The following is a 25,717-nucleotide window of genomic DNA, read 5'->3' as shown; positions in this document are numbered from 1 at the left end:
ATGACGATCACGATGCGCGAAATTTTTCAGAATGACATTACTCGCTCGATCGATGGTGTCATCAAGGCGGATGACGAGGCTAGCCTGAGGGTCGAGCTGGACGAATATGTCATCACGGGGGAAATAGAGCAGCGACTCGAACAGTTCCTTGAGGCCTACAACAACTACGCCACCGCCAACGGCGTCTGGATTTCGGGCTTCTTCGGCTCTGGTAAGTCACACCTTCTCAAGATGCTCGCACTGCTGCTGGAGAACCGTGAAATCGATGGCATCAAAGCATTCGATATCTTCGAGCAGAAGGAAGAGGTAAAAGATAATCCCATGCTGGGCGGCGCGTTGCGCAAGGCCGTGTCAATTCCATCCAAATCGATCCTCTTCAACATCGATCAGAAGGCCGATGTTATTTCGAAAACGGATGTCGATGCGCTGCTAGCCGTATTCCAGAAGGTGTTCGATGAAATGTGCGGCTATTACGGCAAGCAGCCGCACATTGCGCAGTTCGAACGGCAACTGGATGAGCGCGGGCAACTGGATGCCTTCAAGGCGGCATTTCTTGAACTGTCAGGCAAGCCCTGGGAAACACGGGGCAGAGAAGAAGCTCTGCTGGAAGCACGCAACATTGCCACAGCATTCGCCCGCGCCACCGGGACGGACGCAGCAGATGCGAAAGACATCCTGACCCAGTACCGCAAGGATACGCGGGTTTCGATCGAAGACTTCGCCAACACGGTAAAAGCCTGGATCGACAGACAGGCACCCAAGTTCCGGTTGAACTTCTTTGTCGATGAGGTCGGGCAATACATCGCCGACAACGTCAAGCTGATGACCAACCTTCAGACGATTGCTGAAAGCCTGAATACCAAATGCAAAGGCCAGGCGTGGATTATCGTGACGGCGCAGCAGGCTCTGACCGACGTCGTGGGAGACATGACGGCGCGGCAGGAGAACGATTTCTCGAAGATCCAGGCCCGTTTTTCAACCCGCATGCCTCTGAACTCCGCCGATGTGGCAGAGGTTATCCAGAAGCGCCTGCTTTCGAAAACAAAAGAGGCGGAGATCACGCTCGGAAACCTTCACGACAAGGAAGCCGGTAATCTGCGAACCCTGTTCGATTTTGCCGATGGTTCCATCCCGCTGAAGAACTACCGCGATCGAAACCATTTCATCGCCAGCTATCCATTCCCACCTTACCAGTACACGCTCTTTCAGATGGCGATTACCTCGCTCTCAGAACACAACGCTTTCGAAGGCAAGCACAGCTCCGTCGGCGAACGGTCCATGCTGGGCGTGTTTCAGGAGGTCGCCAAAGCCCTGAAAGATATCGAGGTTGGCAGCCTCGCAACCTTCGACCGGATGTTTGATGGCATCCAGTCGGTGCTGAAGTCCTCTGTCCAGCAGTCCATCCAGATCGCCACAAAAAATCTTGATGATGCCTTCGCTTTGCGAGTGCTGAAGGCACTATTCCTGGTGAAGTACGTCAAGGGATTCAGGGCGACCATTCGCAACATCAGCATCCTGCTGCTGTCGGAATTCGATGCGGATCAGGCCGAACAGCGCCGGAAGATCGAAGAGGCTCTGGCTCGTCTGGAGCGGGAGACCTACATTCAGCGCAACGGCGATGTCTACGAGTTCCTCACCAATGAGGAGAAGGACGTCGAGGCAGAAATCAAGGCGCTTGATGTCGATCCGGCGGAGATCACCAAGGCGCTTGAAGAACTCGCGTTCGACACCATTCTGCGTCACCGAAAGATCAAGCATCTGACGACGGGCTATGAATATGCCTTCAGCCGCAAGCTCGACGACCATCTCCTAGGCCGCGAATATGAGCTGTCCATCAACATCATCAGCCCTGAGAGTGATGATGTGTCTGCACCGGAAACGGTTCGCATGCGCAATCTCGGGCGGGAAGAACTGGCGGTTGTTCTGCAGCCGGATGTGCGGTTCATGAGAGATCTGCGTCTCTACCGCCAGACCGACAAATACATCCGACAGTCGCGCACTGGCTCGCCACAGCCGGGCCGTGACCGCATCATTCTGGAAAAAGGCGAGCAAAACTCTCGTCGTGCAAAGGATCTGGAAGTCCGGCTTCGCAAGCTGATGGCCGATGCCCGGCTTTTCGTGCGGGGTGACGAGTTGGATATCGGCGGCGACGAGCCTCAGGAGCGGATCGTCAAGGCGTTCCAATCCCTCGTCGATAAGGTCTATGTCAATTTGCCAATGCTGCGTGGGGTGACCTATCAAGAGTCCGACATCGCCAAGGCGGCAAGTCTGACCAACGATCTCCTGGGTGATACCGGCTTAAAAGAAGAGGAGCAGGAAGTCCTCAATCACATTCAGGCTCAGTCACGCAACGGCGTGAAGGTGTCGGTCAAGTCTCTGACGGAACGGTTCGGCTCCAAGCCTTATGGTTGGCCGACGGTCGCTACGCTTTGTCTCACTGCCAGCCTTGTGGCCAAGGGCAAATGCGAGGCCCGCTCCGATGGCTCGTTGCTGGAGGGCGCCAGCCTGGCGCGTGCGCTGAATAACAGCCATGTGCTGGCGAATATCCTGCTGACGCCGCAACTGGAATTTTCCGCCCCCCAGATCCGCGCGGCAAAGGATCTTTATCGCGAACTGTTCGGCCAACCCGCAGATGGGTCCGACGCTCGCACACTTGGTGGCGAGTGGGCCGAGAGCGCACGCAAACTTGCGGACGAGCTGAACCTGCTGTTGGCAAGGAAGCAAAACTACCCCTTCCTCGCGGCCCTGGAACCAATGCGGGACCTGATCGCGGAGATGGCCGGCAAGCCACCCGTCTGGTACATCACCGAACCGTTGAAGCAGGAAGATGCACTGCTGAACGCGAAGGAGGACATTCTCGACAAGATCCGCAGCTTCATGGCGGGCGCGCAGCGCGAGATCTATGATGACGTCCGGAAGTTCCTGCAGTCGCAACAGGCCAATATCGGCTATGTCGATGTCAACGCCGGCGAAAAGCTGGAAGCGGCGCTCTCCGATCCCCATTGCTACAAGGGCAATGTCATTCAATCGCTGAAGGCAGAGCTTTACGCGCTGAAGGACAAGGTGGAGCTGGAGGTCCTGAAGGAACGCAAGGCTGTGGTCGCGGCGGTGGATGAATGCGCCGAGAAGATTGTCTGGACGCCAGAGTTTCAGGCGCTCGATGCCGAGCATCAGGAGAAGATCCGGTACAGCATCGAGAGCCACAAGGCAGGTATCGATGCGGTCCACATGATCCCGATCCTGCGGGATCGTGCCAATGGCGCGCGCACCAGCCTGATGCAGCAGATCCTGGCGGAAATTGCCCGGATGGCGCCCCCGCCTGCTGCGCCTTCCAAACCCGAAACGCCGGGGCTTGGCGAGCCGCCGCTGCGGCCGATCAAGCCGCCGGCCTATATCAACGCTTCACAAATCAAGGTGGCCTATCCGCGCCTCTACCTCGCGGAAGAGGCCGATGTGGAGCAATACGTCAATGAACTCCGCAAGACCCTGCTGGCCGAGATTGCCGCAGGCAAGAAAGTGATCGTCTGATGGATACCAATGGCTTGAAGAAATTCGCGCAGAGCGCGCGCAACCTGCTGATCGATCAGGTGAGCGCAAAGCTGGCGGTGGTGCTGGACCCCGCCTCGGCAGCAAGGCGCGAACAGCCAGTGGCGGTAAAGGCACTGGAAGGCGCGATCCGGGAGACAAGCGAACGGCAGGTGATCGAACAGGTAGCGTACACCTGGTTCAACCGCTTCACGGCGCTACGCTTCATGGACGTGAACGGCTACACCAATCCACGTGTGGTTTCCCCCGCAGAAGGGGCAACGCGGCCGGAAATTCTGGCGGAAGCGCTGGCGGGCAATCTGCCGGAAAAGGCACCGGCCACCATTTCGGCTTTGCTGGAAGGCCGCAGCCCCTCCAACGATCCGCAGGCGGAAGCCTACCGCCTGCTTCTGGTCCATGCCTGCAATGCCTGGCATGGGGCCATGCCCTTCCTGTTTGAAAAGGTAGGCGATTACACCGAACTGTTGATGCCGGAAGACCTGCTGTCGCCCACATCCATCCTCGCAAAGCTGCGCGAGGCAATGGCGGAGGATGCCTGCGCGGATGTCGAAATCATCGGCTGGCTTTATCAGTTCTACATCTCTGAAAAGAAGGATCAGGTCTTTGCCGGGCTGAAGAAGAACATCAAGATCACGGCGGAAAACATTCCCGCCGCAACCCAGCTTTTCACCCCGCACTGGATTGTCCGCTATCTCGTGGAAAATTCGCTCGGGCGGCTGTGGCTGCTCAATCGCCCGGCCTCGAAACTTGCCGCGCAGATGGACTATTACATTGCGCCGGAAGAGCCAGAAACCGACTTCCTGAAGATCGGCAAGCCGGAAGAGATCAAGATCTGCGATCCCGCCTGCGGCTCCGGCCATATGCTGACCTATGCCTTCGATCTGCTTCATGCGATCTATGAGGAGGAAGGCTATGACCCGACGGATATCCCGGCGCTGATCCTCAAGCACAACCTCACCGGCATCGAGATCGACGACCGCGCAGGCGCTCTGGCAGCCTTTGCGCTTTCCATGAAGGCAGCGGCAAAACTCGGCCGCCGCCGCTTCCTGCGCATGGAGGTAAAGCCGGATATCGTCGTGCTGCAAAACGTCAGTTTCACCTCAGCCGAGCTGACAGATGTGGCAGCCGTGGTGGGCAAGGATCTGTATACCGATGCGCTCCGCGAAACGCTCACCCAGTTCGAACAGGCCAAGAATTTAGGCTCGCTGATCGTGCCGAAAATGCGCGACCCGGCAGAAATGCTGCGGCTGGTGGAGGCGCGGGATTTCAGTTCGGACCTGCTTTTGAAAGAAATGCAGGCGCGTGTCGTTGCCGTGCTGCGCATGGCCGAGGCGCTGTCGCCGAAATATCATGTGGTGGTGGCTAATCCGCCTTACGCAGGTGCTAAGGGCCTCAACGAGGCGCTTAGTAGTTACGTTGTAGGCACGTTTCCAGAGGGCAAGAATGACTTGATGACTTCGTTCATCATTCGCGCGACTCTTCTATCAAGACAGCCGACATTGATGGCTTTCGTTACTCTCGATAGTTGGATGTTCATCTCATCCTTCGAAGATTTTAGGGACTGGCTATCAGCAAAAGCTTCCGTGAATGGGATGCTTCATGTGGGTTGGAACTGTTTCCCCGAGGGCCATGTATACAATCGAGGAACGGCTTTCATCCTGAAAACTGGCATCTCAGGATCTTCAGGCTGCTATATAGACCTCAGTGATGTCCCTGCGACTGTGGACAAATCCAGCTTTTTTCTAGGAGAATGGGAACGACCTGCCCAGCGTTTTCAGGCTTCTTTGGAAGATTTCTCTGGTATTCCTGGGAGGCCGCTGGCTTACGCTTTGAGCCGCGGCATCATCAGCGCCTACAATCGCCACGAGTATATCTCTACTTTCTTCTTCAGCGACGGCTTGACCAAGACCGGAGATAACGAGCAGTTTCTGCGATTCAACTGGGAGCTTTCAAAAAACCAACGTGACGACGGCGATTGCTATCGCACTTGTATAAAGGGAGGAGAAAGTAGAAAGTACTTTGGTAACACAGACGTGTCAGTTAATTGGCACCCGACCTCCCGAGATCATTATCGCAGAGATCATGTCGCTAGAATATCCCCGGAATATTTATGGCAGAGAGATGGAATTACGTGGACTAAAGTAAGTTCGAAGGGTCCAACGTTCCGATGGTTCCAGTCAGGGATGATTGCAGAAACTGGCGGTCCATCTGTGTTTCTTAGAGACGGAGTCGAGGATGCGCTAAAGTTTGGCACAATAGGATTTTTGAATTCGACAGTAAGTATGGCCATCTTGGAGCGACTGAGCCCGACCATTAACGTTCAGACAAATGATGTGCTAAGCCTCCCAGTCATCTCTGAAGCGCTAGTTGCAGCTCACGCGCCGACAGAGCGCATCATTGCGATCTCTGAAGCGGATTGGTCACAAAATGAGCGAGCTCGTGAGTTTCGTTCACTCGCCTTGCTCTCGCCCGATTACCGGGACGATATGCTCGAAACCACCTATGCCCGCCTTCGCGCCCACTGGCAGGATATGACAGATGAAATGCAGCGGCTGGAGGAAGAGAACAACCGCATCTTCATCGACGCCTATGGACTTCAAGACGAGCTGACACCGGAGGTGCCGATCGAGGAGATCACGCTGACCTGCAACCCGGCCTATCGCTATGGTGTGAAGGGCACGGTGGAGGAGCGGGAAGCGCGGTTGAATGCCGATACCATGGCCGAGTTTCTCTCCTATGCCGTCGGCTGCATGTTCGGTCGCTATAGCCTCGATACACCGGGGCTGATCCTTGCCAATCAGGGTGAGACGCTTGCCGATTATCTTGCCGCGCTCGAAGAGAAGGGCGTGGCAGAGCCGAGCTTTGTGCCCGATGCGGACAATGTGATCCCCGTGCTGGATGGCGACTGGTTTGCCGATGACATTGTCGACCGGTTCCGCAAGTTCCTGCGCGTGACCTTCGGCGAAGAGCGTTTTCGCGAGAACCTTGCCTTCATCGAGGCCCAGATCGGCGACATCCGCAAATACTTCACCCGGACCTTTTATGAGGACCATCTGAAGCGCTACAAGAAGCGGCCGATCTACTGGATGTTCTCTTCGCCTAAGGGCACCTTCCAGGCGCTGATCTACATGCATCGCTACCGGCCCGACTCGGTGTCGGTGCTTCTGAACGATTATCTGCGTGAGTTCATCCGCAAACTGGAGGCCGAGCGGGCCCGGCTGGACAAACTTGAGGAGGACCCTTCAGCCAGCCAAGCGCAGAAGACCAGGGCGCTGAAGGATGCGAGCGCCATCGCCAGGCAGATTACCGAGTTGGTGGAGTGGGAGCGCGATGTCATCTTCCCCCTGGCCCAGCAGAGGCGTGAGATCGATCTGGATGACGGTGTGAAGCGCAACTACCCGCTGTTCGGCGCGGCTTTGAAGCCCATTAAGGGGCTGGAGGCGGCGGATGAGTGATCGCATCGCGGCCAGCCTGCGGCGTCTGTTCGAAGAGCACCGGATCGTTTTCTGGTACGATACCGACCGCGATATGCGCGAGACGTTCGACACGCTCGATCTTGCGGGCGTTACCAAGCTGGAGATTGCCAACAACGAATTCGGCCTGAAATACCGCATCCTTCATCAGGAGCCCGATGGCCGTTTCCTGTTGTACAAGGACGGACCTGAGCCGCCAATGGCTGACAACTGGCTTCTGGATGTGCAATTGGCCACCACCGTGTTCAAGGCCGATCAGGCCGCGCTTTGGGTGGCGGAACTGGGCGTGCCACTGCAGTTCATCGATACGGTGCGCGCCCATTCCGGCTTCTTTACTGCCAAACCCCGCATCGACGCGCTGAAAAAACTGCTGCACACATCCGACACCCAGATCCAAATGCGACTGAAAATGCTGACCGTCTGCGTGGGCGCCGAGGGTGGCCTAGATACGGTGATCGAAGCGCTGCTAGGCGATCTTGCCACTGGCAAGGGGGAAGGTCTGCGGCTGATCGACCGGTCCGGTCTGACGGAATTCTTCTGGACCCATGTTGGTCAGGCCTATGGCTACAAACCGAATGAGCCGGATTTCGAGGACTTTGCCATCTCCCTCTTCCAGTCCGCCTATGCTCGTGTGCTGGGCGAGGATGGGGCATTGAATGCCGAGGCTCTGCTCGTTTTCCGCCGCTGGAAGAACAACCGTCACTGGGCGGATGCGTTTGAGACGCTTTCTGCCCGCTATCAGAATCTCTTGGAGATTCCCGCCGACCTGAAGAAGCGCGATTTTCGCACCTTCGTTTCCATTGACCATTTCGAAGAGATCGACCGCGAGATCATCCGCCAGATCGTCCAGGCGCTTTCCGCGCAAAGCGTTGGCGCGCCGGAGGTGATGACGTGGGTGCGAGAACGACGGCAGAGCCATTGGTATCCGAAATACGAGGACATCTATCAGGGCATCGGTTTCGCCACCGAGTTTCAGCAGGCGCTGGCCGAGGCGCATCTCGGCATGACCAGCGTGGCCGAGGGTGTGCAGCGCTATGTCAGCACCTGGTACCGGCTTGACCAGCTCTACCGCAAATTCATCTACCACATGCAAAAGAGCGGTCAGGCACAACTGCTGGCCGATCTCTACGAGTCCGTCGAGAACCGCTACACCAACAGCTATGTTCTGGCCGTCAACGATGCGTGGCAGGACCAGATCGCGCGGTTGAGCGACTGGAAAATTCCCGGCTACCCCTCGCAGGCCGATTTCTATCGCGAACAGGCGGCGGAGTATCGCCGCAAAGATCAGAAGGTTGCGGTGATTATTTCCGATGCACTACGCTTCGAGGTCGCCGAGGAATGCCTGCGCCGGATCCGGGCGCTGGACCGGTTCGATGCCGATCTGAAGCCGATGATCAGTTCGCTGCCAAGCTACACTCAGCTCGGCATGGCCGCACTCCTGCCGCACAACGGGCTGACCATGGCTGAGGATGGCAGTGGCGACATTCTCTCCGGTGGTGAAAATACCCGAGGTCTGGCTGCTCGTGAAAAGCTGCTGGCTGCCGGTCGCAGTGGCGACACGGCAAAGGCGCTGAAATTCGAAGACGTGATGAACATGCGCGTCGATGACGGAAAGGCGCTTTTCCGCGACAACCACATCATCTACATCTACCACAACCGCATCGACGCGATTAGCGACAAGATGCAGACGGAGCATCTTCTCCCGGAAGCAGCCGAGGACGCCATCGAGGATTTGACCAAGCTGGTGCGCAAACTGACGTCCGCCAACTTCTCGAATATCCTCATCACCGCCGACCACGGCTTCCTTTATCAGCATCGCGCCCTGGATGAGAGCGATTTCGCGATCGCCGACCCAAAGGGTGACGAGATCCTGTTCCGCAACCGCCGCTTCGTGATTGGTCGGGGTCTTGCGGCAACCGATGGAATGAAGCATTTCACGGCTGCAAATCTCGGGCTTTCCGGGGATTTGGATGTTCTGATCCCCAATTCCATCAACCGCATGCGGGTAAAAGGTGCCGGCAGCCGTTTCGTCCACGGCGGTGCCAGTCTGCAGGAGATCGTCATTCCCGTCATCCGGGTGGGTAAACAGAGGGAGGCGGATGTTGGTCAGGTCGAGGTGCAGATCCTCGTATCGGGCCGCAGCCTGATCTCTTCCGGGCAAACGGCTGTCACGCTTTATCAGTCGCAGCCGGTGTCGGAGAAGATGCGACCGCGCGAGGTTTTGGCGGGCATCTATGCCACGGATGGAACGCTGATTTCCGACGAATACACCCTGGTCTTCGACTTCAGCTCCGACAATCCGCGCGAGCGGGAAATGCCGCGCAAATTCCTGCTGTCACGGGAGGCCGACCGTTTCAACAATCAGGACGTCATCCTGAAACTGCGAGAGCGCGTGGGCAAGACAAGCCGCTATCAGGACTATGCCACGCATCGCTTCCAGTTGCGCCGCGGCATAACCACCGATTTTGATTTCTGAGGACCACCCCATGAGCGATCTCGACAGCAAGATCAACGAACACTTCGCTGGTTTCGTCGTCCGCAAGGACCTTGTGAAAGCGGTGAAGGGCAATGCGATCGTGCCCACCTACGTGCTCGAATATCTGCTGGGCCAATATTGCGCCACAGACGATGAAGCATCGATCCAGACGGGCATCGAGACGGTGAAGGACATTCTGCGCAAGCACTATGTCCACCGCAGTGAAGCGGGCTTGATCCAGTCCACCATCCGCGAGCGCGGCCGCTACAAGGTCATCGACCAGATCAGCGTGTCGCTCAACGAAAAGACCGACAGCTATGAAGCGGTGTTCGAGAACCTCGGCATCAAGAAAGTCTCTGTCGACAGCACAACCGTGAAAGCGCATCCCAAACTGCTGGTCACGGGCGTCTGGTGCATCGCCGACGTGCAGTATGAGTTTTCTGATGAGGCGCGGACTTCGCCGTGGATCCTGGAATCCATCAAGCCGATCCAGATCGCCAAGGTGGATTACGAGCAGTATCGGGACGTTCGTCAGGCCTTTACCACCGATGAATGGATCGATCTTCTGATGCAGAGCATCGGCTTTCGCCCGGAAGTCTTCGGGCGGCGCAGCAAGCTCCTGCAATTGCTACGCCTCATCCCCTTCGTGGAGCGGAACTATAACCTCATCGAACTGGGGCCCAAGGGGACCGGCAAGTCACACGTCTACTCCGAATTCTCCCCGCACGGTCAGTTGATCTCAGGCGGTGAGATTACCATCCCCAAGCTCTTCGTGAACAATTCGAACGGCCGCATAGGCCTCGTCGGCTACTGGGATGTGGTGGCGTTTGACGAGTTTGCCGGACGCGAAAAGACCGCCAACAAGGCGCTGGTCGACATCATGAAGAACTATATGGCCAACAAGACCTTTTCCCGCGGGGTGAACCCCATGGGCGCAGAGGCCAGCTTCTCCTTTGTCGGCAATACGGACCACAACGTGCCCTATATGCTGAAGAACAGCGACCTGTTCGAGGCACTGCCGACCCAGTTCCACGATTCGGCCTTTATCGACCGCCTGCATGCCTATCTGCCAGGGTGGGAAATTGACGTCATTCGCGGTGAGATGTTCACGAAGGGCTACGGCTTCATCGTGGACTACCTTGCGGAAATCCTGCGCCATCTGCGGTCCGAGGATTTCTCCAACCGCGTGCACCAGTACTTCAAAGTCAGCGAAAAGATATCGGAGCGTGACCGCACAGCGATCTCCAAGACCATGTCGGGCCTCCTCAAACTGATCTTTCCGGATGGCAGTCAGACAGAGGCTGAGGTCGAGGAATTGCTACGTCTCGCCATGGAAAGCCGCAAACGTGTGAAGGATCAGCTCGCACGCATCGACAGCACCTATCCAGAGGTGGACTTCCACTACATAGGTGCTGACGGTGTGAAGCGAAACGTGACCACGGTGGAGGAAGAAGAGTATCCGCAGTTCTACCATATCAAGGGCGGCGCAGTGGGCGACGATCGCGAAGATGCGCCACTGGATTTACTGGTCATATCGCCAATGGATCCGACGAAAGTGGCAGGGGCACCCGCTGTTTTAACGGGAAAAGCAGCCGCTTCAGATACCGTTGCGCTAGCGGAGGGTCACTTCGTCTATGCTGAAAACCGCAAGGGCGTAAGCTACGAAAAGCTATTCGGTCCTCATCTGGACGGCGCTTCTCTGGTCGTCGTAACCGATCCCTATATTCGACTCTTCTATCAGATCCGCAACATGATGGAATTTGTTGAGATGCTGATCCGTCGCAAGAGACCCGAAGATCAGATGAAGGTCCATCTGGTCACGGGACCAGACGAAGGTAACGTATCGCGCCAACGAGAGCTGTTGGATTCGATAACTGCGGCATGCACAGGCTCCGGGATCGAGTTTAGCTGGGCTTTCGATACATCCGGAACTGCTCATGCTCGTGATATCGTCACGGATACCGGTTGGAAGATTGTGCTGGATCGAGGGTTGGACATATTCCAGCCACCGATCAAAACCGAGGGCTTCTCCTTGGGAGATCGCCTGCAGGAGCACCGGGTGATAAAAGGGTTCTATGTGACGTATGTGCGAGTTGCCGCGGAAAAGGGTTAGATCAGTTATTCTGACGAATTTGGGGCCGGAAGCTGTAGGTCCGGTTCCGAAGGAACGGGGTGATAAAGCGGAAATATGCAGCGCGACATGATGCATCGGCTCCAATCTGTTCTGCTCCGTTGGAGAGCCCGCGACCAGCGGGAGTACCTATGAGATTGCTGCACCAGCGGGCGCAGTCTCGCCTCCACTATCCTACTTGGGGTAACCGGCGAACGCGGGCGATATTAACAGGCGCACACTTGTCTGTAAGATGCATTTCCAATAACTTTTGCTAGTTAGGGTTGCTTTTCGAGTGGCATTGGGGGAAATCGCTTGATTACTGAAATCGAGATCGCCGGCGTGGCGACGTATCCAGCGGGCGGCGAGCGGCTGACGGACCTGAAGAAGGTCAACTACCTGTTCGGCCACAACGGCTGCGGCAAAACGACGATCTCGCGCGCGATCCGCAACCCGTCGATCAACGCGGGTTATAACGTGAGTTGGCGCGATGGACGCCAGCTTGAGGCGCTGGTCTTCAACCGAGATTTCGCCGATGCCAGCTTCGGCGACCAGATGCAGGGTATCTTTACGCTCGGCCAGGATTCGACGCGGGCGGTGGCGGAGATCGAGCGCCTTACGGGCGAGATCGCTAGACTTGATAACGATCTGGTCAACCTGCGCCGGAATCTCGTCGGTGTGGACGGGGCCGGCGGCCGCGAGGCCGAACTCGCGGCGGCGCGCGCAGCACTGATCGAGGCATGCTGGAAGTCGCAGGTCGACCACAAGGACACGTTCATGAGCGCCTTCACCGGCTTCCGTGGCAAGAAGAGCGACTTCTGCACGAAGCTGCTGGCCGAGGCAGAGGGCAACACTTCGGAGTTGAAGACCCTGGACGCCCTGACGGCAGAGGCGGCGACCGTCTTTCAGGATGCCGCGACGCCGGAGATCGCGATCGCTCCGATTTCCTTCGACCGCTTCGCGGGTCTGGAGGCTTCCCCGATCCTCGCCCGAAGCATTGTGGGCCGCGACGACGTGGTCGTGGCCGCTCTCATAGGCCGCCTTGGCAACAGCGATTGGGTCAAGCAGGGCGTTGGATATCTGACCAATGCCGATGGCCCATGCCCATTCTGTCAGCAGCAAGCGCCCACCGGACTGCTTGATGATCTCAACGCGTTCTTCGACGAGCAATATGAGGCTGATCTCGCCTCAATCAACCTTCTCGCGGCGGCGTATGAGGAGGCCGTCAATGCCGTCGTCGCCCGCATTGACGACCTCGTTGCGACGTCACATCGGTTTGTGGATGCGGCGGTCCTCGGCGAACGCTTCTCGGCGTTGAAGACTGCTTTCGAACTCAACATTGAACGTATTGCGGCGAAACGTAAGGAGCCGAGTGCTTTGGTAGAACTCGACGCTACGGTCGAGCTGACTGCTGCAGTCGCCGCTCAGATCGCAGCGGCGAATGAAGAGACCGAGCAGTATAACGCCACCATTCGCAACCTCGCCAAAGCGAAGTCGGCGCTGACCACGCAGATATGGAGGTTTGTCGTTGAGGAACGACGCACGGATCTCGAAACCTACCAGACTACGGCCAGCAAGCTTAACCGAGCGATCGACGGTATGCGCCGCAGCATGGATGACAATCGCACGCGGCGAGCGGACCTAAGACGCCAACTTTCCGCGATCGAGGAGACGATCACCAGCGTTCGCCCGACAGTTGATTCCATCAATCGAATTCTCAGCCAGTATGGCTTTTCCAACTTCCGCCTTGAGGTGGCGGGTGAGCGCGACGACATGTATCGCCTCGTTCGACTGGACGGGAGCGATGCAGCTCACTCCTTGAGCGAAGGGGAGCGCTCTTTCATCACCTTCCTCTACTTCTATCACCAGCTAGCTGGCAGCATTACGAACACCGGTACCGCCGTCGAGAAGGTTGTGGTATTCGACGATCCCGTCTCGAGTCTCGACGCCGACGTCCTCTTCGTGGTCAGTGCTCTGATCCGCAAGGTTATCTCTGATGTTCGCCAGAATGCAGGCAACGTACGGCAGGTGTTCGTGCTCACTCACAACATCTACTTTCACAAAGAGGTCAGTTTTGACCGAGAGCGCCGTGACCGTGCGCGGCCGTTCGAGACTTTCTGGATCGTTCGGAAACGCGAGAATGTGTCGTCGCTAACCCGTTACGATTACAACCCGGTCAAGACTTCATACGAACTGCTGTGGGATGAGGTGCGCAACCCGGACCGACCGAACCTTACCATTCAGAATACGATGCGCCGGATCGTCGAGAACTATCTGACCGTGCTTGGCGGGCTGAAGCAGGACGAAATCGTCGCACTTTTTGAAGGACGCGATGCCCAGATTTGCGCCTCGCTGTTCTCGTGGATCAATGACGGATCGCACAGCTCACACGATGATATATACGTCGCCGTCGATGACAATGCAGTGCAAGGCTATCTGCGTGTCTTCAGAGAGGTGTTCGAGCTCACGGGGCACGGCGCGCACTATCGGATGATGATGCGTATTAGCGAGGACGAAGCGGAAGATGTCAGAGTGGCTGCGGCGCAAGCGGACGCAGTCACCGCTTATCTCGTTGCGTCTGCCGAGTCCCAGCATCCCGAGCAGCCAACGGCTGGATAGGCGATGGCTCCACCGGCTTCGATCGATAGAGCGTGGTGGGAGCATCTTACCCCATCACCGATGCATAAGCTGCGCGGAGAGGTCCAACGGCATCTGCGTGACTGGTGCGAGACGGAGTATGGCAAGTTCTGGCTTAACAGCGCGCGAGAGCCAGGTGGCGAGATCCGGATCAAAGCTGGCGACGCCATCCCAGATTTCCACATGGTCATGATGCGCAATGGCTTGAAGTTCGTCGCGCCGCAACAGCGCATGCGTGCGGGACACCGGCACGTTTCGATCGGCGCGCGTGATTATAGGTCCGGTAATCCTCGACAAGCGGAGGAGCTCATACTGTCGCCCGTGATCCGGCTCGACCTGGTGACCGACCTGGCGCTCATGGCCGCGGCGCGCAGGTTCGACATTAATCTGCCATCGGCGCACGTGTCGGAACCGAGCATCTTGTTCTCGGCACCTGCTAACCTCCTCATCGCTCCGCTTGGTTGGCCGAAGAAGTCGTTCGTCCTCTACCAGCATATCTTCGGAGAGGGCAACTCCTACCCCGTCGATGGCTACTTCTACGTCGGCATCACGACGCGGAGCTGGAAGACCCGCTGGGCGGAGCACGACGCGCGATGCGCAAGGGCAGCAACCTGTTGTTCCATCGCAGGCTGCGGGAGGAACTAGAGGCTAAGCGGGTGACCTACATCCATCACAAGGTGATGGCCGTCACCACCGACGTGGAAGCGCTGTATGAAGCGGAGGAAGCGCTGGTGCGCGGCCATTGGGATGATGATAGGCGGCTCAACATGATCCCTGGCGGTCGGGCTGGTTACCGCTAACTTAAGCGTGCGTAATTGGTCGCCCTAATCTCTGAGGAATGTCATAAGCAATGTCGGCTTTCAGGATGTGGCGAGTATCGCTCGAACGGCTGGGATGGAGGCGCGAAGCGGCCATCCGCGCGGCGACCGCAGGAAGATGAACTTAGCCCGAAAGCGGAAATTGTTTCCGCTTCACACCCGTATTGACTGATGCCCAAAGCCAGGGCACAAGGGCGGCATCCACGGTCGCTCGCGGCAGGAAAATATAGGGAATTCAAAGGCTATTTTAATAAGCCATTGAAATCATGTGAGAATCCAGGTTCCCCAGCCACTTTCCATGTTATAATTCAATAACTTAGCTCAATGTCGCCAGTGCCGGGAATACCCCCACACTGCACCCCCACAAGGGCGCTTTTGGCGATGTCGAACTTCCTCCGGCGCGAAGCCGATTCCTTCTTCTTCCGGCGGCGTGTGCCCGCCCCTCTTCAAGCTCGCCTCGGTCAGACCGAGATATACCGGTCCTTAAAGACGACTGTGCGAAAGGTAGCGCGGGCGCGAGCCGCGCACCTATTCATTGCCACGGAGAGGCTGTTCCAGATGATAGAAGAGGAAGGCGATGAATTCCCTCTGACAGATGACGATATTCGTGTTGCCGTTCGCATATGGCTGGACACACCGCCATGGAGGCAACGCCTCAAGGTGGTGGACGAGATGTCACCCGGCGGGCTTCGGGCGTACCATGAATCCCTGCCGGAAAGGCTTCTCAACATGGCCGCTGACGAAGGCGTCTCTTACTCCCAAAACCTAGGCATGGAGGCACATGCCGCGCTGGAGCACTCGGACTATCTCGACGTTCGGAGCGGGGAACGTCTTCGAAGAACGGCGGCAGCGCTTCAGGATCAACTACGCGAATATGTCGATCGCCGCATGCAGGCCGTCTTCGGACAAGAAGCCGTGGCAACGGCCACGGTGCAGGCCGTAGCCGCAGCAGCGCCGCCAGAACCAGCCGCAAACATGACGAAGCTCTCCACGTTCATCTCCGCGTGGCAGAAGGACATCGTTGCCGGATACAACCACAACAAGCCTCTCAAGGACGCGGATCAATATCGGCAGAGTGTGGAACTGTTCATCGGCCTGATGGGTGACCTACCAGTGGGACGGATCGACTTCGAAAAGGCTGCCGAGTTCAGGGAACTCTATCTCCAACTGCCTGCCACTCACGGGAAAGGAGCCATAGAGTCTCCCAAAAAGGAGCTTGCCCGCGCCCGTGCCAACAAAAGCTTGCCGCTAGTCACGATGAAGACCGCCAAGCGACACTTCAGCGGCATGAGGTCGATCTGGAAATGGCTTGTCTTCAAGAAGCATGTTCCAGTCAGCGCCCAACCTTTTTCAGGACATTCGTTTCCCGGAACCAAGTCCAGGAAGACTGCCCGAGACGACTGGTCTCGCGAAGACCTGCAGCGCCTCTTCACATCCCGCGAGTACCGTCACGCGCCGGATTCCAGCGCCTTGCACTGGCTACCTCTCCTCTCTCTCCATTCCGGCATGAGATTGGAGGAGATATGCCGTCTGCGTCCTGGAATCGATATCATCACAAAGGATGGCATACCGTGCTTCAACATCGCTCCTCGCGAGGGATGGGACCCCAAGACGGAGTCAGGGACACGCATCATTCCCGTCCATAAATGGCTGATCCGGCACGGCTTCATGGATTTCGTGGAGCAGCAGCGTGCCAGAGGTGCTGAACACCTATTCTCTCCCGAACTTCCGCTCGGCAAGAGCATCAGTTCCGGATTCAGTCGCATCTTTTCGAAGCTCAAGATTGGCTTGGGCGTCGGCGAAAAAACCACCTTCCATTCCTTCCGGCACACATTCCGAACTGTCCTTGAATCCACTGACCTCAAGGACTCCCACATTGATGCGGTCATGGGTCACGAGGGCGGAGGCAGTGAGGGGCGAACCTATACCAAGAGCGTCAGCATCGCCAAGCTCAGGGAGGTGGTCGAGGCGTTCGAGCCACCTCTTGACATCGCGTTCCTCAGAACGGCGGCGACCAATTCCCCTCCGCCCTCTTCGAAGATCACCGTGAAGAAGAGGAAGCTGACACCGCCCCTTCTCGATGAGAACGGGCGGGTCATCCGGCGACGGCAGAGATAGCCCCCGCGCCTTCACATTGGATGCCTCGACGGAGGCAGTCGATCCCAGTCCCCGCCGGAACGGCGGCGCTGTGCTGGACTTCCTGCGGCTGCCTCGGGAACCGACGAAGCATGCGCGAATTCCCGCCGTCCCGCTTCCAGCGGCGCTATGCTGACGGCTCCGATATGCTCATTGTTCACCTAATCCGGAGGGGTAGCCTCGCTCTCTTCCACGACGAATCTCCACCCCTTCGGATCGAGCCCCGTGTCTCGATCCGATCGCCTACGGCGACTGGGCTTCCCGATTAGTCGCGGAACCTTTTCGCTCGGTGACATCCAACCGGGCGGCTCTTCATGCCCTACGGGCACCGCCATGCCCATTCTGGCCAAGGCGGGACAAGAGCCTATGCCGCCCGGTCGAACGTCAACCCCTGCCTAGCCCCCGTTAACCCCTCGATCGCCATCCGATCACTAGACCCGGAAATGATTTCCGGAAGCCTGGGCTCGACTCCCGAAATCTGCTATAAATCTAACATTGTCAACAAGTTAGGAGATTTTCGATGGAGACGAAGACAACCACCATCAAGGGGCTGGCTATCGATGTCGTCGTCGTCGAGACGATGCACACGGATACCACAGGGGCAGTCCTGTGGTACGTCGCCACGATCTCCATCCGTGAGCGGAAGTCTGGCACCCAGAAGCTCATCCGCCGCACCCGTGTTCCCGGTTCCGGCCAAGCACTGGCTCGCGACGTGCAGCGCCTCGGTGTCCGCGCTCTGGATCACCTCGCGGCGTGACAGCACAATGTTGACACCACAAAACCGTGTGACGTGGTTAACGGCCTCTTACCTGCCGAACAAGGATTCAAAATCCGTTGCCAAGGACTCGATGTCATCGAGTCCTTACTTGTGCGTCTTCGAGTCCTTGCGGGGCCGTTTACGGCAAGGATTCAGCGTCGAATCCTTCAATGTTTTCAGATAGATAAATGCATTGACTCCTCTTTAAATGTGTGAATTTTCTGTCGCCGTCATCAACACGGTTACAGGAGAACCACATGACGGAACGAGAGCAGCAGACCACCGAGAGCGCCGCCGCCCGCAAGATCATCGCCACGTTCGAAAAGTTCAGCGAGGCATACGACAAATACGTCGATGAGATGGATATTCTTGTCAGCGGGTTGGGGTACGACACGCCGCTTCACCGGAAGGCCAGGTGTCTGATCCTGGGACTGGATGACGTTTCGATCTTCATGCGTGACGCGAAGGACGTTGTGAGCTTCAGCGTCTCGCCATTCACGCGGAAGTGAGGACGCGACATGCCCACAGCCGAACAGCAACAGAGTGTTCTCGTCACGGTGGACCAGCGATGCCGATCATGCATTGTGCCTCGCATCATCGTCAGGGCTCTTAGAGACTGGCACGAAGAAGAGCACGGCCCCGCAACACTCGATGGACTCGAAGAGTTCGTCGAGCGGCGATGTGGTGATTGTCTCGACAGCGTGCAGGCCGAAGAGACTGCCACCGGATACCAACTCTTCATTGCAGCCAGAGACTGACGATAGGAAGGAAAGACAATGTTCGAAGATCAGGTCCGCGAACGGATCAAAGCCGTTCTCGACGGCGACAAGAAGCCGGAAGAAATTCCCGGCGCGACATCCGTCCGGTGTGCGATGGGGCTTGTGCTTGGCACACTGGAAGGCATCACCACGTTGTCGGAGCGCGATGCTTGGGACTATCTCGACTCGGGCAACGTTGCGCTGGTCCATGACCTCCGGCGCGAATACAGCGACCGGATCAGCCGATGGAGAAAAGCATGACCGACATCACGAACATCCCGACAGAACAGTTCCCGTTGAGCTACTATCGCTATAACCGTCTCATGGACGAGCTGCGCGACGCTGCCCGAGGGTTCGAAAGACTGGGCGTCGCGGGATGGCCGGGAGGCAAGAACCTTGATCGGCGATTGATGACGATCCGGTCCGACCTGCAGGGCGTGTGGGAAACCATTCAGGAAACAGAGCGCCAGATGAGCTCAGGCAACATCCCGAAATCGGATGGGTAAAGACACCACCCGGAGCACCAGAAGCGCTGTACGGGCCGTTTAAACGCATTAGAAAGTGGACATCGGGGCTGATCGGCCCCGATTTCGCATTTCAGGCAATGACGATCACAATCTCCGCTGTTACCTCCGCGCCGCTCGAATCCGTCGCGGAGACCCAGACTTCATAGCTTCCCGCCACCAGCGCCCTCCCGGCGATCCGGCCGGACGCGACGTCGAAAGTCGCCCCAAGCGGCAGCCTGCCGGAAAATGAATACGACAGCGAGCCGGATGCCCCGGACACGACCGGACGCAGATCGAGCGCGCCGCCGACAGCTACAGATTTCATCCCTCCTATGGACAACGTGAAGCCCGCCGGGGTCTCAGGCGGCTGCGGGTTCATCGGCTCCTCTGGGGGCACCACAGCCGGAGCGACGATCACGCCCGTCGTCGACGATCGCAGCACGTACGTCCCGGCCGACGCATCGGCGTGCCAGAGAGCCGCGAACGCAGCGATGACGGCGACAGTCTTCTTCATACTTCGCCCTCCGGGAGTTCACACGCCGGGTAGGTCTTCAGCGTCTCGCTGTCGCATGGCGGGCAGACCTCCGGAAAGCCGGCGAAGCCGTTGATCGAGGCACAGGCCTCCGGAGTCTGGATGCGCAATGGATTCCAGACTTGCTCTCCGCCGCGCCGGATGCGCCACGTTCCTGGAGGGGGTGCATTCAGAAGGCCGGATTCCAGGAGCCCAGTGAGGGCGACCCCATCATCGCCGAGAGACGATACGCGACCGCCGTCCGTTTGGTAGAGATCGAGCGCCGCCGCTATCTGCTGCTGCTGTCCAACAACGGCGACAAGCTCGGATCGGAGCCGCGCTCGCTCGTAGACCGCGCCACCATACCAGACCCCGGCGACCGATAGCACGCCGAGGATGATGCCCGCGATCACGCCGATGACCAGATTATACATTGTCTCTCTCGTCCTCTTCCGGGTACTCGGCTGGATCGTCGTCGCCCCAACCGGACCAGTCGAAGCTGAGCGGCCCGCCATATGCGATGAGGTCTGCCGCTTCCAAGACGAGGGACGCGCAGCCATCCGTGTCCGGGTGGTCGCTTTCAAGTTCGCTGGCAAGCGCCCGATCGATGGCGATCACCCGCTCACGCGCGGCTGCGGTCAACCCGACCCGATCGAGAAAGCCGGCGAGGGTTGGACTGGTGATTTCGTCGGTCATGATCTCGGTCCTTTCGTGCCTTCCGGATTGTCATCAGGAGTCTCCGTCACCGGGGCCGCAGCGTGCTGCCGTTCGGCCTTCCAAGCGTCGGATGCGTCCAGCGCGGCGACGGCGATTTCGGCATCCGTCGAGCCTTGCCGCCCGATCTTGTAGAGCTGCCAGTATTCCCCGGTATCGATCGCCTCGCGCAGCCAGTCGAGCGCCGCCGGCGGCACTCTGGATTCGATTTCTGCGCGCGCTTTTTCAGCGGCGCGGGGACGCTTCAGGTCTCGCACCAAACGCGTCCAGGATGCACGCGGTTTCGGCCTTGGGCCTGTGGTCTCGTAGCATGCGGGGTCGATCCCGCGCTCCATGGCGTAGGCGGTCGGTCCCCTGTCCTCGTCGATCGACGAGGAGGGCTGCCGGACCGGACGGGAGGGAAACGAGAAAGCCGGCATCGGTATCGGTGGGATCATCGCGAGCGCTCCCGACAGCAGCGTGACCAGTTGGAGCAAGACCTTGCCCGCCGGATCGCCACCCCGGCGTTGCCGCTGGCGTTCGGCCAGAGCGCGGCGCATCTCATCCAGACATGTCCGGCGACGGCGCTTTTTGTCATTCATCGGCGGCCTCGACATCACCCGGGCGGACTTTTTCCCGCCACCGTTTGGACATCGCCAGAAGTTCCCGCATGCGATGCCACTCCCGCGCAGCCTGTGCAATCTGCTCCGCTGGCCAGCAGCTCTCGCAGGCATCGATCAGCACGCCTTCGGCGAGCCAGAGCGCGGACTGATAGACGTACTCGATACGCTCGTTGACTTCCGACATGCCTGGTCCTCCGTTGCCTTGTGCACCCTTTCAGGATGCGGGGCGGCGAGGACCGGCGCAAACGCGGAGCGGGCGCCGCGACTACCGGGAGCAGGATTCGACGTCGAAACCGGACGTGTCCGAATACGTCCGGACGCGCCGAACGCACCGTGCGGCCTTCTCTGACGCACGAATTTTAGGCAAATCGGGATTTTCGGAGGTTTCCGGAATAGAAAGGGGCAGCGCCGCCAGAAGCCCGACGGTCGCCGCCTGTCGATGTGCAGCCGTTGCAGAGGCGAGCGTTAGGCCGCGAGCGGCAGCCCACGCATGCGCGTGAACTTCGCCGCGAGCGTTTCGCCCATGTTGGTCTGGACCTGAACATGAGCACTCGTGACGTTGTTCGGAAGGGTTGCCTTCGCGATCACAGTCCAGTCGAAGGGCTGGACGATGCCGCGGATGACGGAAGGGCTACCCGCAGGCATCTTCACGACGACTTCGACTTCGGTCGTACCCGGCTGCGCTCCTGCGCGGTAGTGGCCATCGTAGATGCCGCCGCCGAGATCAAAGCCGTAGACCTTGCCATCCTTGAAGGTGAGGGTCGCGCCGCCAACGCCAGCCGAACCCGAGAATTCAATTACGTACATGCCTTCCATATCTGAATGTCCTTTCACTTGAGATAGTTGGAGGGTTTGCAGAGACGACGGCAGGCTTTCAAAGAGCTTGATGAAAGCAATCACCGGACCTGGAATAGCCCGCGTTTCTGCAAGCCATTGGGTGACCGCACCAGGCGAAACCTGGAGCCACTGGGCGAATTCCGTCTGAGAAAGATTCCAACCGGAAATTTTCGCACGAAGCTGATTACCATTCATCACATTGAGTTCCTTATACCAATCGATGTAAATATTACCAGCTCATTGAGGTGTTGTAAACACTCATCGTAAAAGATGTGATGGAGCACCGAAATCGGCACATCACCGCCTTCGCAATGCGGGCGTCGAAATGCCCGGTGCTCGTTCCACCTCCGGCTCCGGTGGACGGAGCGCGGCAAGCTCACGTCTGGCCGTCGCCAGTTCGCGCCCGGTCTCTGCAAGGTTCTCCCGCAAGTTCTTCGCCCGCGCCTCCGCCTCCTTGTGTCCCGCATCGGCGGCGCTGGCCCGGTCGGCGGCATCGGCTGCGGCACGTCGAAGAGCTTCCATTTCGGACTCGACGGCCGCGCGGATGCGGGCGGCGACCTTCGATTGCTTGAAGCCGTCGAAAAGGCTGCGCAGCGCGCCCGGCAGCCGCTGGAGCCTTGCCGTCGCCTCCCGGACACGAGCGGCCTCCTGCCGAACGCGGGCCATCATCGACAGGGCTTTGCGCTGTTCAGCAACGGCCCTGTCCTGTGCCGCCATGGCAGCTTCCATGGCAACCTTGGCGGCGACAAGCTGGCGATCCGCTTCCGCCTTGGCCGCAGCCGCCTCCGCCGCGATCTTGGCGGCATCTTCCTTCGTTGTCGCAACGAAGGTCTCGCCCTTGCGTTTGACCTCTCTTGCGCGCTCGATCGTCGTCTTCAGGGCTTTGGCCTGCGTCTGCTCCGCCTGCCATTCCGCGCGCGTCAGGCGACGACGTTGTGGGCCTAGACGCGTCAGGCCACACGGAATAGCGACGGTCTCGTGGTATGAGTCCTGCCATGCCCGCATCGCGGCCCTATAGGCCTGATCGCCGCGCTTGTTCACGGCCTTCACGTCTTCGCCTTTGGCAGGACCGGCTGCCATGATGGCAGCCTTCGCCACCTGCCCTGGATGCAGTGCGGCCGCGCGCATGGCCGGGTCGGCAGGCAAGACGTAGGCATGCAGATGATAGTAGGATTCGTCTTCGTGCCGAACCACGGATACAAGCTGGTCGCCGTATTCCGAACGAAGCCATGCCACCGTCCGCTTCTCCCATTCCTCGGCCTCACGCCGCTTGTCCGGATCACCGCGAACCTCTTCCATACTTAGCGGATGGCTCGCCACGACCGTCATGAGCGTGTGCTGGGACTTCTGAATCCTCCTCGGTTTGCCGTCCTTAGGAGTCATCGTCGCGGCATCGGCGGCGGCATCGTGTAGCCGCTCCACTTCATCCACGCCGACACCGAACACGACGACAGGTGGGGCAGGATTCGCGACATGGACGGATGCCGCCGGATCGCGTCGAGCTTCATTGAACACGTAGCTCGCGGAACGACCCTTTCCATCGCCCTTGCGGCTGTACGCCGTCATGTGGATGAACTGGAAGCTCATCAATCGCGCCCCGGCGTTTCGCGCCATTCTGCGACGAGATCGCGACCATCCCGCGCAACAATCTCGATCCGCTTCGCCGTCAGGGATTTGCGAACGGCGTTCCCCGAGCGTGGATGATGGACGAGAACACGATTGCGCCCGACATGCTCCACAGTCGCATGCTTGACCTGTTCGTAAGCGACAAAATGCGGCGGCCAAGTCCGGTAGAAAACGAAGCAATCCGGAACAACATCACCGTAGGCCATGACAACCCTCCCTGTTCGAGAAAATGGTCAGCGCCGGCGGAGCCGGGAACAAGTCTTTAGTGACCGACTAATGACTTTCGATTCTCTCAAGTCGTCGGCTCTCCGAGGGGGCTTCCGCCGGACTTCCGCGAGGCGCCTGGCGGGGGCCTTGTCGCCGTCCAGAAGGACGACGAGGCAACCCGGAGTGTTGCCATGGTGACGACTGTTGCCGTCGTCACGCCGCTGCGCGGCAAGTGGCGGCACTGCGCGCACACCATTCCGCCCAGCGCGCAGCCTGCCGGGCGCGCTCCACCTCACAGGCTGCGGCAGATACACGGCATTCCGCCCACCAAGCCTCTTTCCGGGCGAGACTTTCCCGCAGTTCGGCCTCGCGCTTTTCACGTTCCGGCGACTCGAACGGGATGTAGTCGACCCGGCGACCTCCCGGGAACATCGCCACGACCTCCGCAAGGCCGTCAGGGATGTCTCGTTCGTCGTCTTCGAGGTCGTCATAGTCGGCTTCTATGTGCTCTGCCTGTCCTGTTCGGACAGTTGAGCTACATGTGTGTACGATATAGGGAGCTGCTTCCGCAGCCTCCCTGATATCGTCCGACGACATGGCCGCATCCATCGCCATGCGGGCTACACGCAGTGCCTCTTCCGGTTCCGGTGCGAAGGACTCGTCCCACCACTCCCGCGCCTGCCGCTGCCATTCCCGGATATCGCCGCCGGCTTCGTCGGAGAGCTTCAGCGGATCATAGTGCTGCACAATGATGAGCGGTTCCGCCCATGGACTATGCCGCCACTGCGGCAGCGTCATTCCAAGCACAATGTTCGTGGCTGGAGCCGAATCCTCGGGGCGGTCCTCGCGCTTCGGCTTCTCTTCGGGCACATCGTCGGAAGTGCCTTCCTCGCCTTCCGTGGCCTCGCCATCAGCCTGTTTGTCGTCGGTCTGGTTTCGGTGCATCTTCTTGACGCGCAGCAGCTTGCCTTGACCTCTACCGACGTTGACGCAGACGGTCTTCTCGCCCGCCTTTTCAAGCTCCGCTCGCCACTCCTTAAACAGGCCCAATGGTTGGCAAAGCTTGAGCTTCGACGTGGCGTGATAGAGCCACACCAACTCATCATCGCCTGCCGCGAGGGTGTCGGCGGGCTTGCAGCAGTACTTGATAACCTCTTCCAGCCGCTCGACCTTGCCGTTATCGCGCCACCAAGCGCCAACGGATTCGCGTGTGAACTTGAGGAACCTCTGAAACTCCTCGTCCTTCATCTTCCGCGTTGGCCAGTACACGACGTTCGCGTGAACATGGTACAGGATCGTGTCCGGATCATACCGGTCCTCCATCCCGCGTTCCGCCGCCGTGTCCCTCGTGAATTCAATCCCACGATAGAGGACATGGACACCGAATTCACCGACCGCCGATGCCCATCTTGTGATGCGGCGTGACAAGCCCTGGATTGCGCCCCGCAAGTCGCCCCCGACCGGAACGGGCTCCGGGCACGTCATGACGGCGAACCGGAAATATTTCCGGTTCGGATGGTTGCCCATCCAGAACTTGGCATCGTTCAGGATAGGGCGGCGGTCGCGTCCTGCGACGGTCGGCAGGATACGAACGGCTCGATATACCGGCTGTTGCTCGATGATCCCTGTGACCCCGCTGATGAGCGTCACGTCGCCCTCCCGGGTGACGCTAATCCCGGCACGACCGAGTGCCCCTGCGAGATGCGCGGTTTGCTGTTCCAGCGTCTGGGAAGCCACTCGTCTCTTCGCCCATGAAACAGCGTCCGTGAACCAGCCAGTGTTCGACCGCAGCACGTCGTTGTGCGTCCGCCGTGCGGGCGCGGCGGTGGACATTTCCAACGCTTCAATCTGCGCGGCGACCTGTTGGCCTATGCCACGCGGGGCGTTGTCAACAATTTGGTTTGGAAAGATATGGTTCGGCTCGGCTTCGGATGGGAAATATCCGAGCCCCGGGCTCAAGCCGTCGTCAACGGCGGCTTTACAATCTCAACAATGTCGTTCAG

Annotated in this window: 22 protein-coding genes; 13 read left to right on the top strand and 9 right to left on the bottom strand. The window is 58.8% G+C overall.

The features are described 5' to 3' along the window. The 13 genes from brxC to ACLBKR_RS02070 all read left to right on the top strand — a co-directional run bounded on the left by brxC (position 1) and on the right by ACLBKR_RS02070 (position 19,217). Positions 1 to 3,528: a BREX system P-loop protein BrxC gene (gene brxC, locus ACLBKR_RS02130; RefSeq protein ID WP_414900469.1), complete on the top strand. Its 3,528-nt coding sequence runs from the start codon at positions 1 to 3 to the stop codon at positions 3,526 to 3,528. Further along, on the top strand, positions 3,528 to 7,001 hold the full coding sequence (gene pglX / locus ACLBKR_RS02125; protein ID WP_414900467.1) for a BREX-1 system adenine-specific DNA-methyltransferase PglX: 3,474 nt from the start codon (positions 3,528 to 3,530) through the stop codon (positions 6,999 to 7,001). Before brxC ends, pglX begins: the two co-directional genes overlap by 1 nt. Further along, the gene (pglZ, locus tag ACLBKR_RS02120) at positions 6,994 to 9,495 is read left to right on the top strand and encodes a BREX-1 system phosphatase PglZ type A (RefSeq protein WP_414900465.1); all 2,502 of its coding nucleotides are present in this window, start codon (positions 6,994 to 6,996) and stop codon (positions 9,493 to 9,495) included. The genes pglX and pglZ overlap by 8 nt, the downstream gene beginning before the upstream one ends. A 10-nt stretch (positions 9,496 to 9,505) precedes the next feature. Further along, entirely contained in the window at positions 9,506 to 11,608 is a 2,103-nt protein-coding gene (brxL, locus tag ACLBKR_RS02115) for a BREX system Lon protease-like protein BrxL (protein WP_414900463.1), read from the top strand. A gap of 312 nt (positions 11,609 to 11,920) precedes the next feature. Next, a complete protein-coding gene (locus tag ACLBKR_RS02110) occupies positions 11,921 to 14,224 on the top strand; it encodes an AAA family ATPase (protein WP_414900461.1) in 2,304 nt (767 codons plus the stop codon). A 3-nt stretch (positions 14,225 to 14,227) separates the two neighbouring features. Next, on the top strand, positions 14,228 to 14,887 hold the full coding sequence (locus tag ACLBKR_RS02105; protein ID WP_414900459.1) for a hypothetical protein: 660 nt from the start codon (positions 14,228 to 14,230) through the stop codon (positions 14,885 to 14,887). Positions 14,888 to 14,898: 11 nt separating this feature from the next. Next, positions 14,899 to 15,042: a hypothetical protein gene (locus ACLBKR_RS02100; RefSeq protein WP_414900457.1), complete on the top strand. Its 144-nt coding sequence runs from the start codon at positions 14,899 to 14,901 to the stop codon at positions 15,040 to 15,042. A 399-nt stretch (positions 15,043 to 15,441) separates the two neighbouring features. Then, entirely contained in the window at positions 15,442 to 17,178 is a 1,737-nt protein-coding gene (locus tag ACLBKR_RS02095) for a DUF6538 domain-containing protein (RefSeq protein ID WP_414900455.1), read from the top strand. A gap of 538 nt (positions 17,179 to 17,716) precedes the next feature. Next, a complete protein-coding gene (locus ACLBKR_RS02090) occupies positions 17,717 to 17,953 on the top strand; it encodes a hypothetical protein (RefSeq protein WP_414900453.1) in 237 nt (78 codons plus the stop codon). A 257-nt stretch (positions 17,954 to 18,210) separates the two neighbouring features. Then, the gene (locus tag ACLBKR_RS02085; protein ID WP_414900451.1) at positions 18,211 to 18,462 is read left to right on the top strand and encodes a hypothetical protein; all 252 of its coding nucleotides are present in this window, start codon (positions 18,211 to 18,213) and stop codon (positions 18,460 to 18,462) included. A 9-nt stretch (positions 18,463 to 18,471) separates the two neighbouring features. Then, a complete protein-coding gene (locus ACLBKR_RS02080; RefSeq protein WP_414900449.1) occupies positions 18,472 to 18,711 on the top strand; it encodes a hypothetical protein in 240 nt (79 codons plus the stop codon). An 18-nt stretch (positions 18,712 to 18,729) separates the two neighbouring features. Then, positions 18,730 to 18,972 (top strand): hypothetical protein, encoded by a 243-nt coding sequence (locus ACLBKR_RS02075; protein WP_414900447.1) that lies wholly within the window; start codon positions 18,730 to 18,732, stop codon positions 18,970 to 18,972. Next, a complete protein-coding gene (locus ACLBKR_RS02070) occupies positions 18,969 to 19,217 on the top strand; it encodes a hypothetical protein (protein ID WP_414900445.1) in 249 nt (82 codons plus the stop codon). Before ACLBKR_RS02075 ends, ACLBKR_RS02070 begins: the two co-directional genes overlap by 4 nt. A 91-nt stretch (positions 19,218 to 19,308) precedes the next feature. On the opposite strand, the gene ACLBKR_RS02065 is transcribed toward ACLBKR_RS02070, so the two are convergent. From ACLBKR_RS02065 to ACLBKR_RS02025, 9 genes are all read right to left on the bottom strand, one after another. Continuing rightward, the gene (locus ACLBKR_RS02065) at positions 19,309 to 19,731 is read right to left on the bottom strand and encodes an Ig domain-containing protein (protein WP_414900443.1); all 423 of its coding nucleotides are present in this window, start codon (positions 19,729 to 19,731) and stop codon (positions 19,309 to 19,311) included. After that, a complete protein-coding gene (locus tag ACLBKR_RS02060) occupies positions 19,728 to 20,162 on the bottom strand; it encodes a hypothetical protein (protein WP_414900441.1) in 435 nt (144 codons plus the stop codon). Before ACLBKR_RS02060 ends, ACLBKR_RS02065 begins: the two co-directional genes overlap by 4 nt. Continuing rightward, positions 20,155 to 20,424 carry a hypothetical protein gene (locus tag ACLBKR_RS02055; RefSeq protein ID WP_414900439.1) on the bottom strand — a complete coding sequence of 90 codons (270 nt, stop codon included), beginning with the start codon at positions 20,422 to 20,424 and terminating at the stop codon, positions 20,155 to 20,157. Before ACLBKR_RS02055 ends, ACLBKR_RS02060 begins: the two co-directional genes overlap by 8 nt. After that, on the bottom strand, positions 20,421 to 21,023 hold the full coding sequence (locus ACLBKR_RS02050; RefSeq protein WP_414900438.1) for a hypothetical protein: 603 nt from the start codon (positions 21,021 to 21,023) through the stop codon (positions 20,421 to 20,423). Before ACLBKR_RS02050 ends, ACLBKR_RS02055 begins: the two co-directional genes overlap by 4 nt. Then, on the bottom strand, positions 21,016 to 21,228 hold the full coding sequence (locus ACLBKR_RS02045) for a hypothetical protein (RefSeq protein ID WP_414900436.1): 213 nt from the start codon (positions 21,226 to 21,228) through the stop codon (positions 21,016 to 21,018). Before ACLBKR_RS02045 ends, ACLBKR_RS02050 begins: the two co-directional genes overlap by 8 nt. A gap of 281 nt (positions 21,229 to 21,509) precedes the next feature. After that, on the bottom strand, positions 21,510 to 22,076 hold the full coding sequence (locus ACLBKR_RS02040) for a helix-turn-helix domain-containing protein (protein WP_414900434.1): 567 nt from the start codon (positions 22,074 to 22,076) through the stop codon (positions 21,510 to 21,512). A 102-nt stretch (positions 22,077 to 22,178) separates the two neighbouring features. After that, positions 22,179 to 23,468 (bottom strand): hypothetical protein, encoded by a 1,290-nt coding sequence (locus ACLBKR_RS02035; RefSeq protein ID WP_414900432.1) that lies wholly within the window; start codon positions 23,466 to 23,468, stop codon positions 22,179 to 22,181. Beyond that, positions 23,468 to 23,713 (bottom strand): hypothetical protein, encoded by a 246-nt coding sequence (locus tag ACLBKR_RS02030; protein ID WP_414900430.1) that lies wholly within the window; start codon positions 23,711 to 23,713, stop codon positions 23,468 to 23,470. Before ACLBKR_RS02030 ends, ACLBKR_RS02035 begins: the two co-directional genes overlap by 1 nt. Positions 23,714 to 23,927: 214 nt before the next feature. Next, positions 23,928 to 25,673 carry a hypothetical protein gene (locus ACLBKR_RS02025; protein WP_414900428.1) on the bottom strand — a complete coding sequence of 582 codons (1,746 nt, stop codon included), beginning with the start codon at positions 25,671 to 25,673 and terminating at the stop codon, positions 23,928 to 23,930. Positions 25,674 to 25,717 lie beyond the last annotated feature (44 nt).

The organism is Paenirhizobium cremeum (genome assembly GCF_047553425.1).
Lineage (GTDB): Bacteria > Pseudomonadota > Alphaproteobacteria > Rhizobiales > Rhizobiaceae > Allorhizobium > Allorhizobium cremeum.
Note: the sequence above shows the minus strand (reverse complement) of the source record. Positions and strands in the feature narration are given on the sequence as shown.

Coding starts and splice junctions, on each gene's coding strand:
- ACLBKR_RS02105 (WP_414900459.1), top strand. CDS start 14,228: ATGGCTCCACCGGCTTCGATCGATAGAGCGTGGTGGGAGCATCTTACC.
- ACLBKR_RS02050 (WP_414900438.1), bottom strand. CDS start 21,023: ATGAATGACAAAAAGCGCCGTCGCCGGACATGTCTGGATGAGATGCGC.
- ACLBKR_RS02060 (WP_414900441.1), bottom strand. CDS start 20,162: ATGTATAATCTGGTCATCGGCGTGATCGCGGGCATCATCCTCGGCGTG.
- ACLBKR_RS02080 (WP_414900449.1), top strand. CDS start 18,472: ATGCCCACAGCCGAACAGCAACAGAGTGTTCTCGTCACGGTGGACCAG.
- ACLBKR_RS02090 (WP_414900453.1), top strand. CDS start 17,717: ATGGAGACGAAGACAACCACCATCAAGGGGCTGGCTATCGATGTCGTC.
- ACLBKR_RS02070 (WP_414900445.1), top strand. CDS start 18,969: ATGACCGACATCACGAACATCCCGACAGAACAGTTCCCGTTGAGCTAC.
- ACLBKR_RS02075 (WP_414900447.1), top strand. CDS start 18,730: ATGTTCGAAGATCAGGTCCGCGAACGGATCAAAGCCGTTCTCGACGGC.
- ACLBKR_RS02045 (WP_414900436.1), bottom strand. CDS start 21,228: ATGTCGGAAGTCAACGAGCGTATCGAGTACGTCTATCAGTCCGCGCTC.
- ACLBKR_RS02085 (WP_414900451.1), top strand. CDS start 18,211: ATGACGGAACGAGAGCAGCAGACCACCGAGAGCGCCGCCGCCCGCAAG.
- brxC (WP_414900469.1), top strand. CDS start 1: ATGACGATCACGATGCGCGAAATTTTTCAGAATGACATTACTCGCTCG.
- brxL (WP_414900463.1), top strand. CDS start 9,506: ATGAGCGATCTCGACAGCAAGATCAACGAACACTTCGCTGGTTTCGTC.
- pglX (WP_414900467.1), top strand. CDS start 3,528: ATGGATACCAATGGCTTGAAGAAATTCGCGCAGAGCGCGCGCAACCTG.
- pglZ (WP_414900465.1), top strand. CDS start 6,994: ATGAGTGATCGCATCGCGGCCAGCCTGCGGCGTCTGTTCGAAGAGCAC.
- ACLBKR_RS02040 (WP_414900434.1), bottom strand. CDS start 22,076: ATGAATGGTAATCAGCTTCGTGCGAAAATTTCCGGTTGGAATCTTTCT.
- ACLBKR_RS02065 (WP_414900443.1), bottom strand. CDS start 19,731: ATGAAGAAGACTGTCGCCGTCATCGCTGCGTTCGCGGCTCTCTGGCAC.
- ACLBKR_RS02030 (WP_414900430.1), bottom strand. CDS start 23,713: ATGGCCTACGGTGATGTTGTTCCGGATTGCTTCGTTTTCTACCGGACT.
- ACLBKR_RS02095 (WP_414900455.1), top strand. CDS start 15,442: ATGTCGAACTTCCTCCGGCGCGAAGCCGATTCCTTCTTCTTCCGGCGG.
- ACLBKR_RS02035 (WP_414900432.1), bottom strand. CDS start 23,468: ATGAGCTTCCAGTTCATCCACATGACGGCGTACAGCCGCAAGGGCGAT.
- ACLBKR_RS02055 (WP_414900439.1), bottom strand. CDS start 20,424: ATGACCGACGAAATCACCAGTCCAACCCTCGCCGGCTTTCTCGATCGG.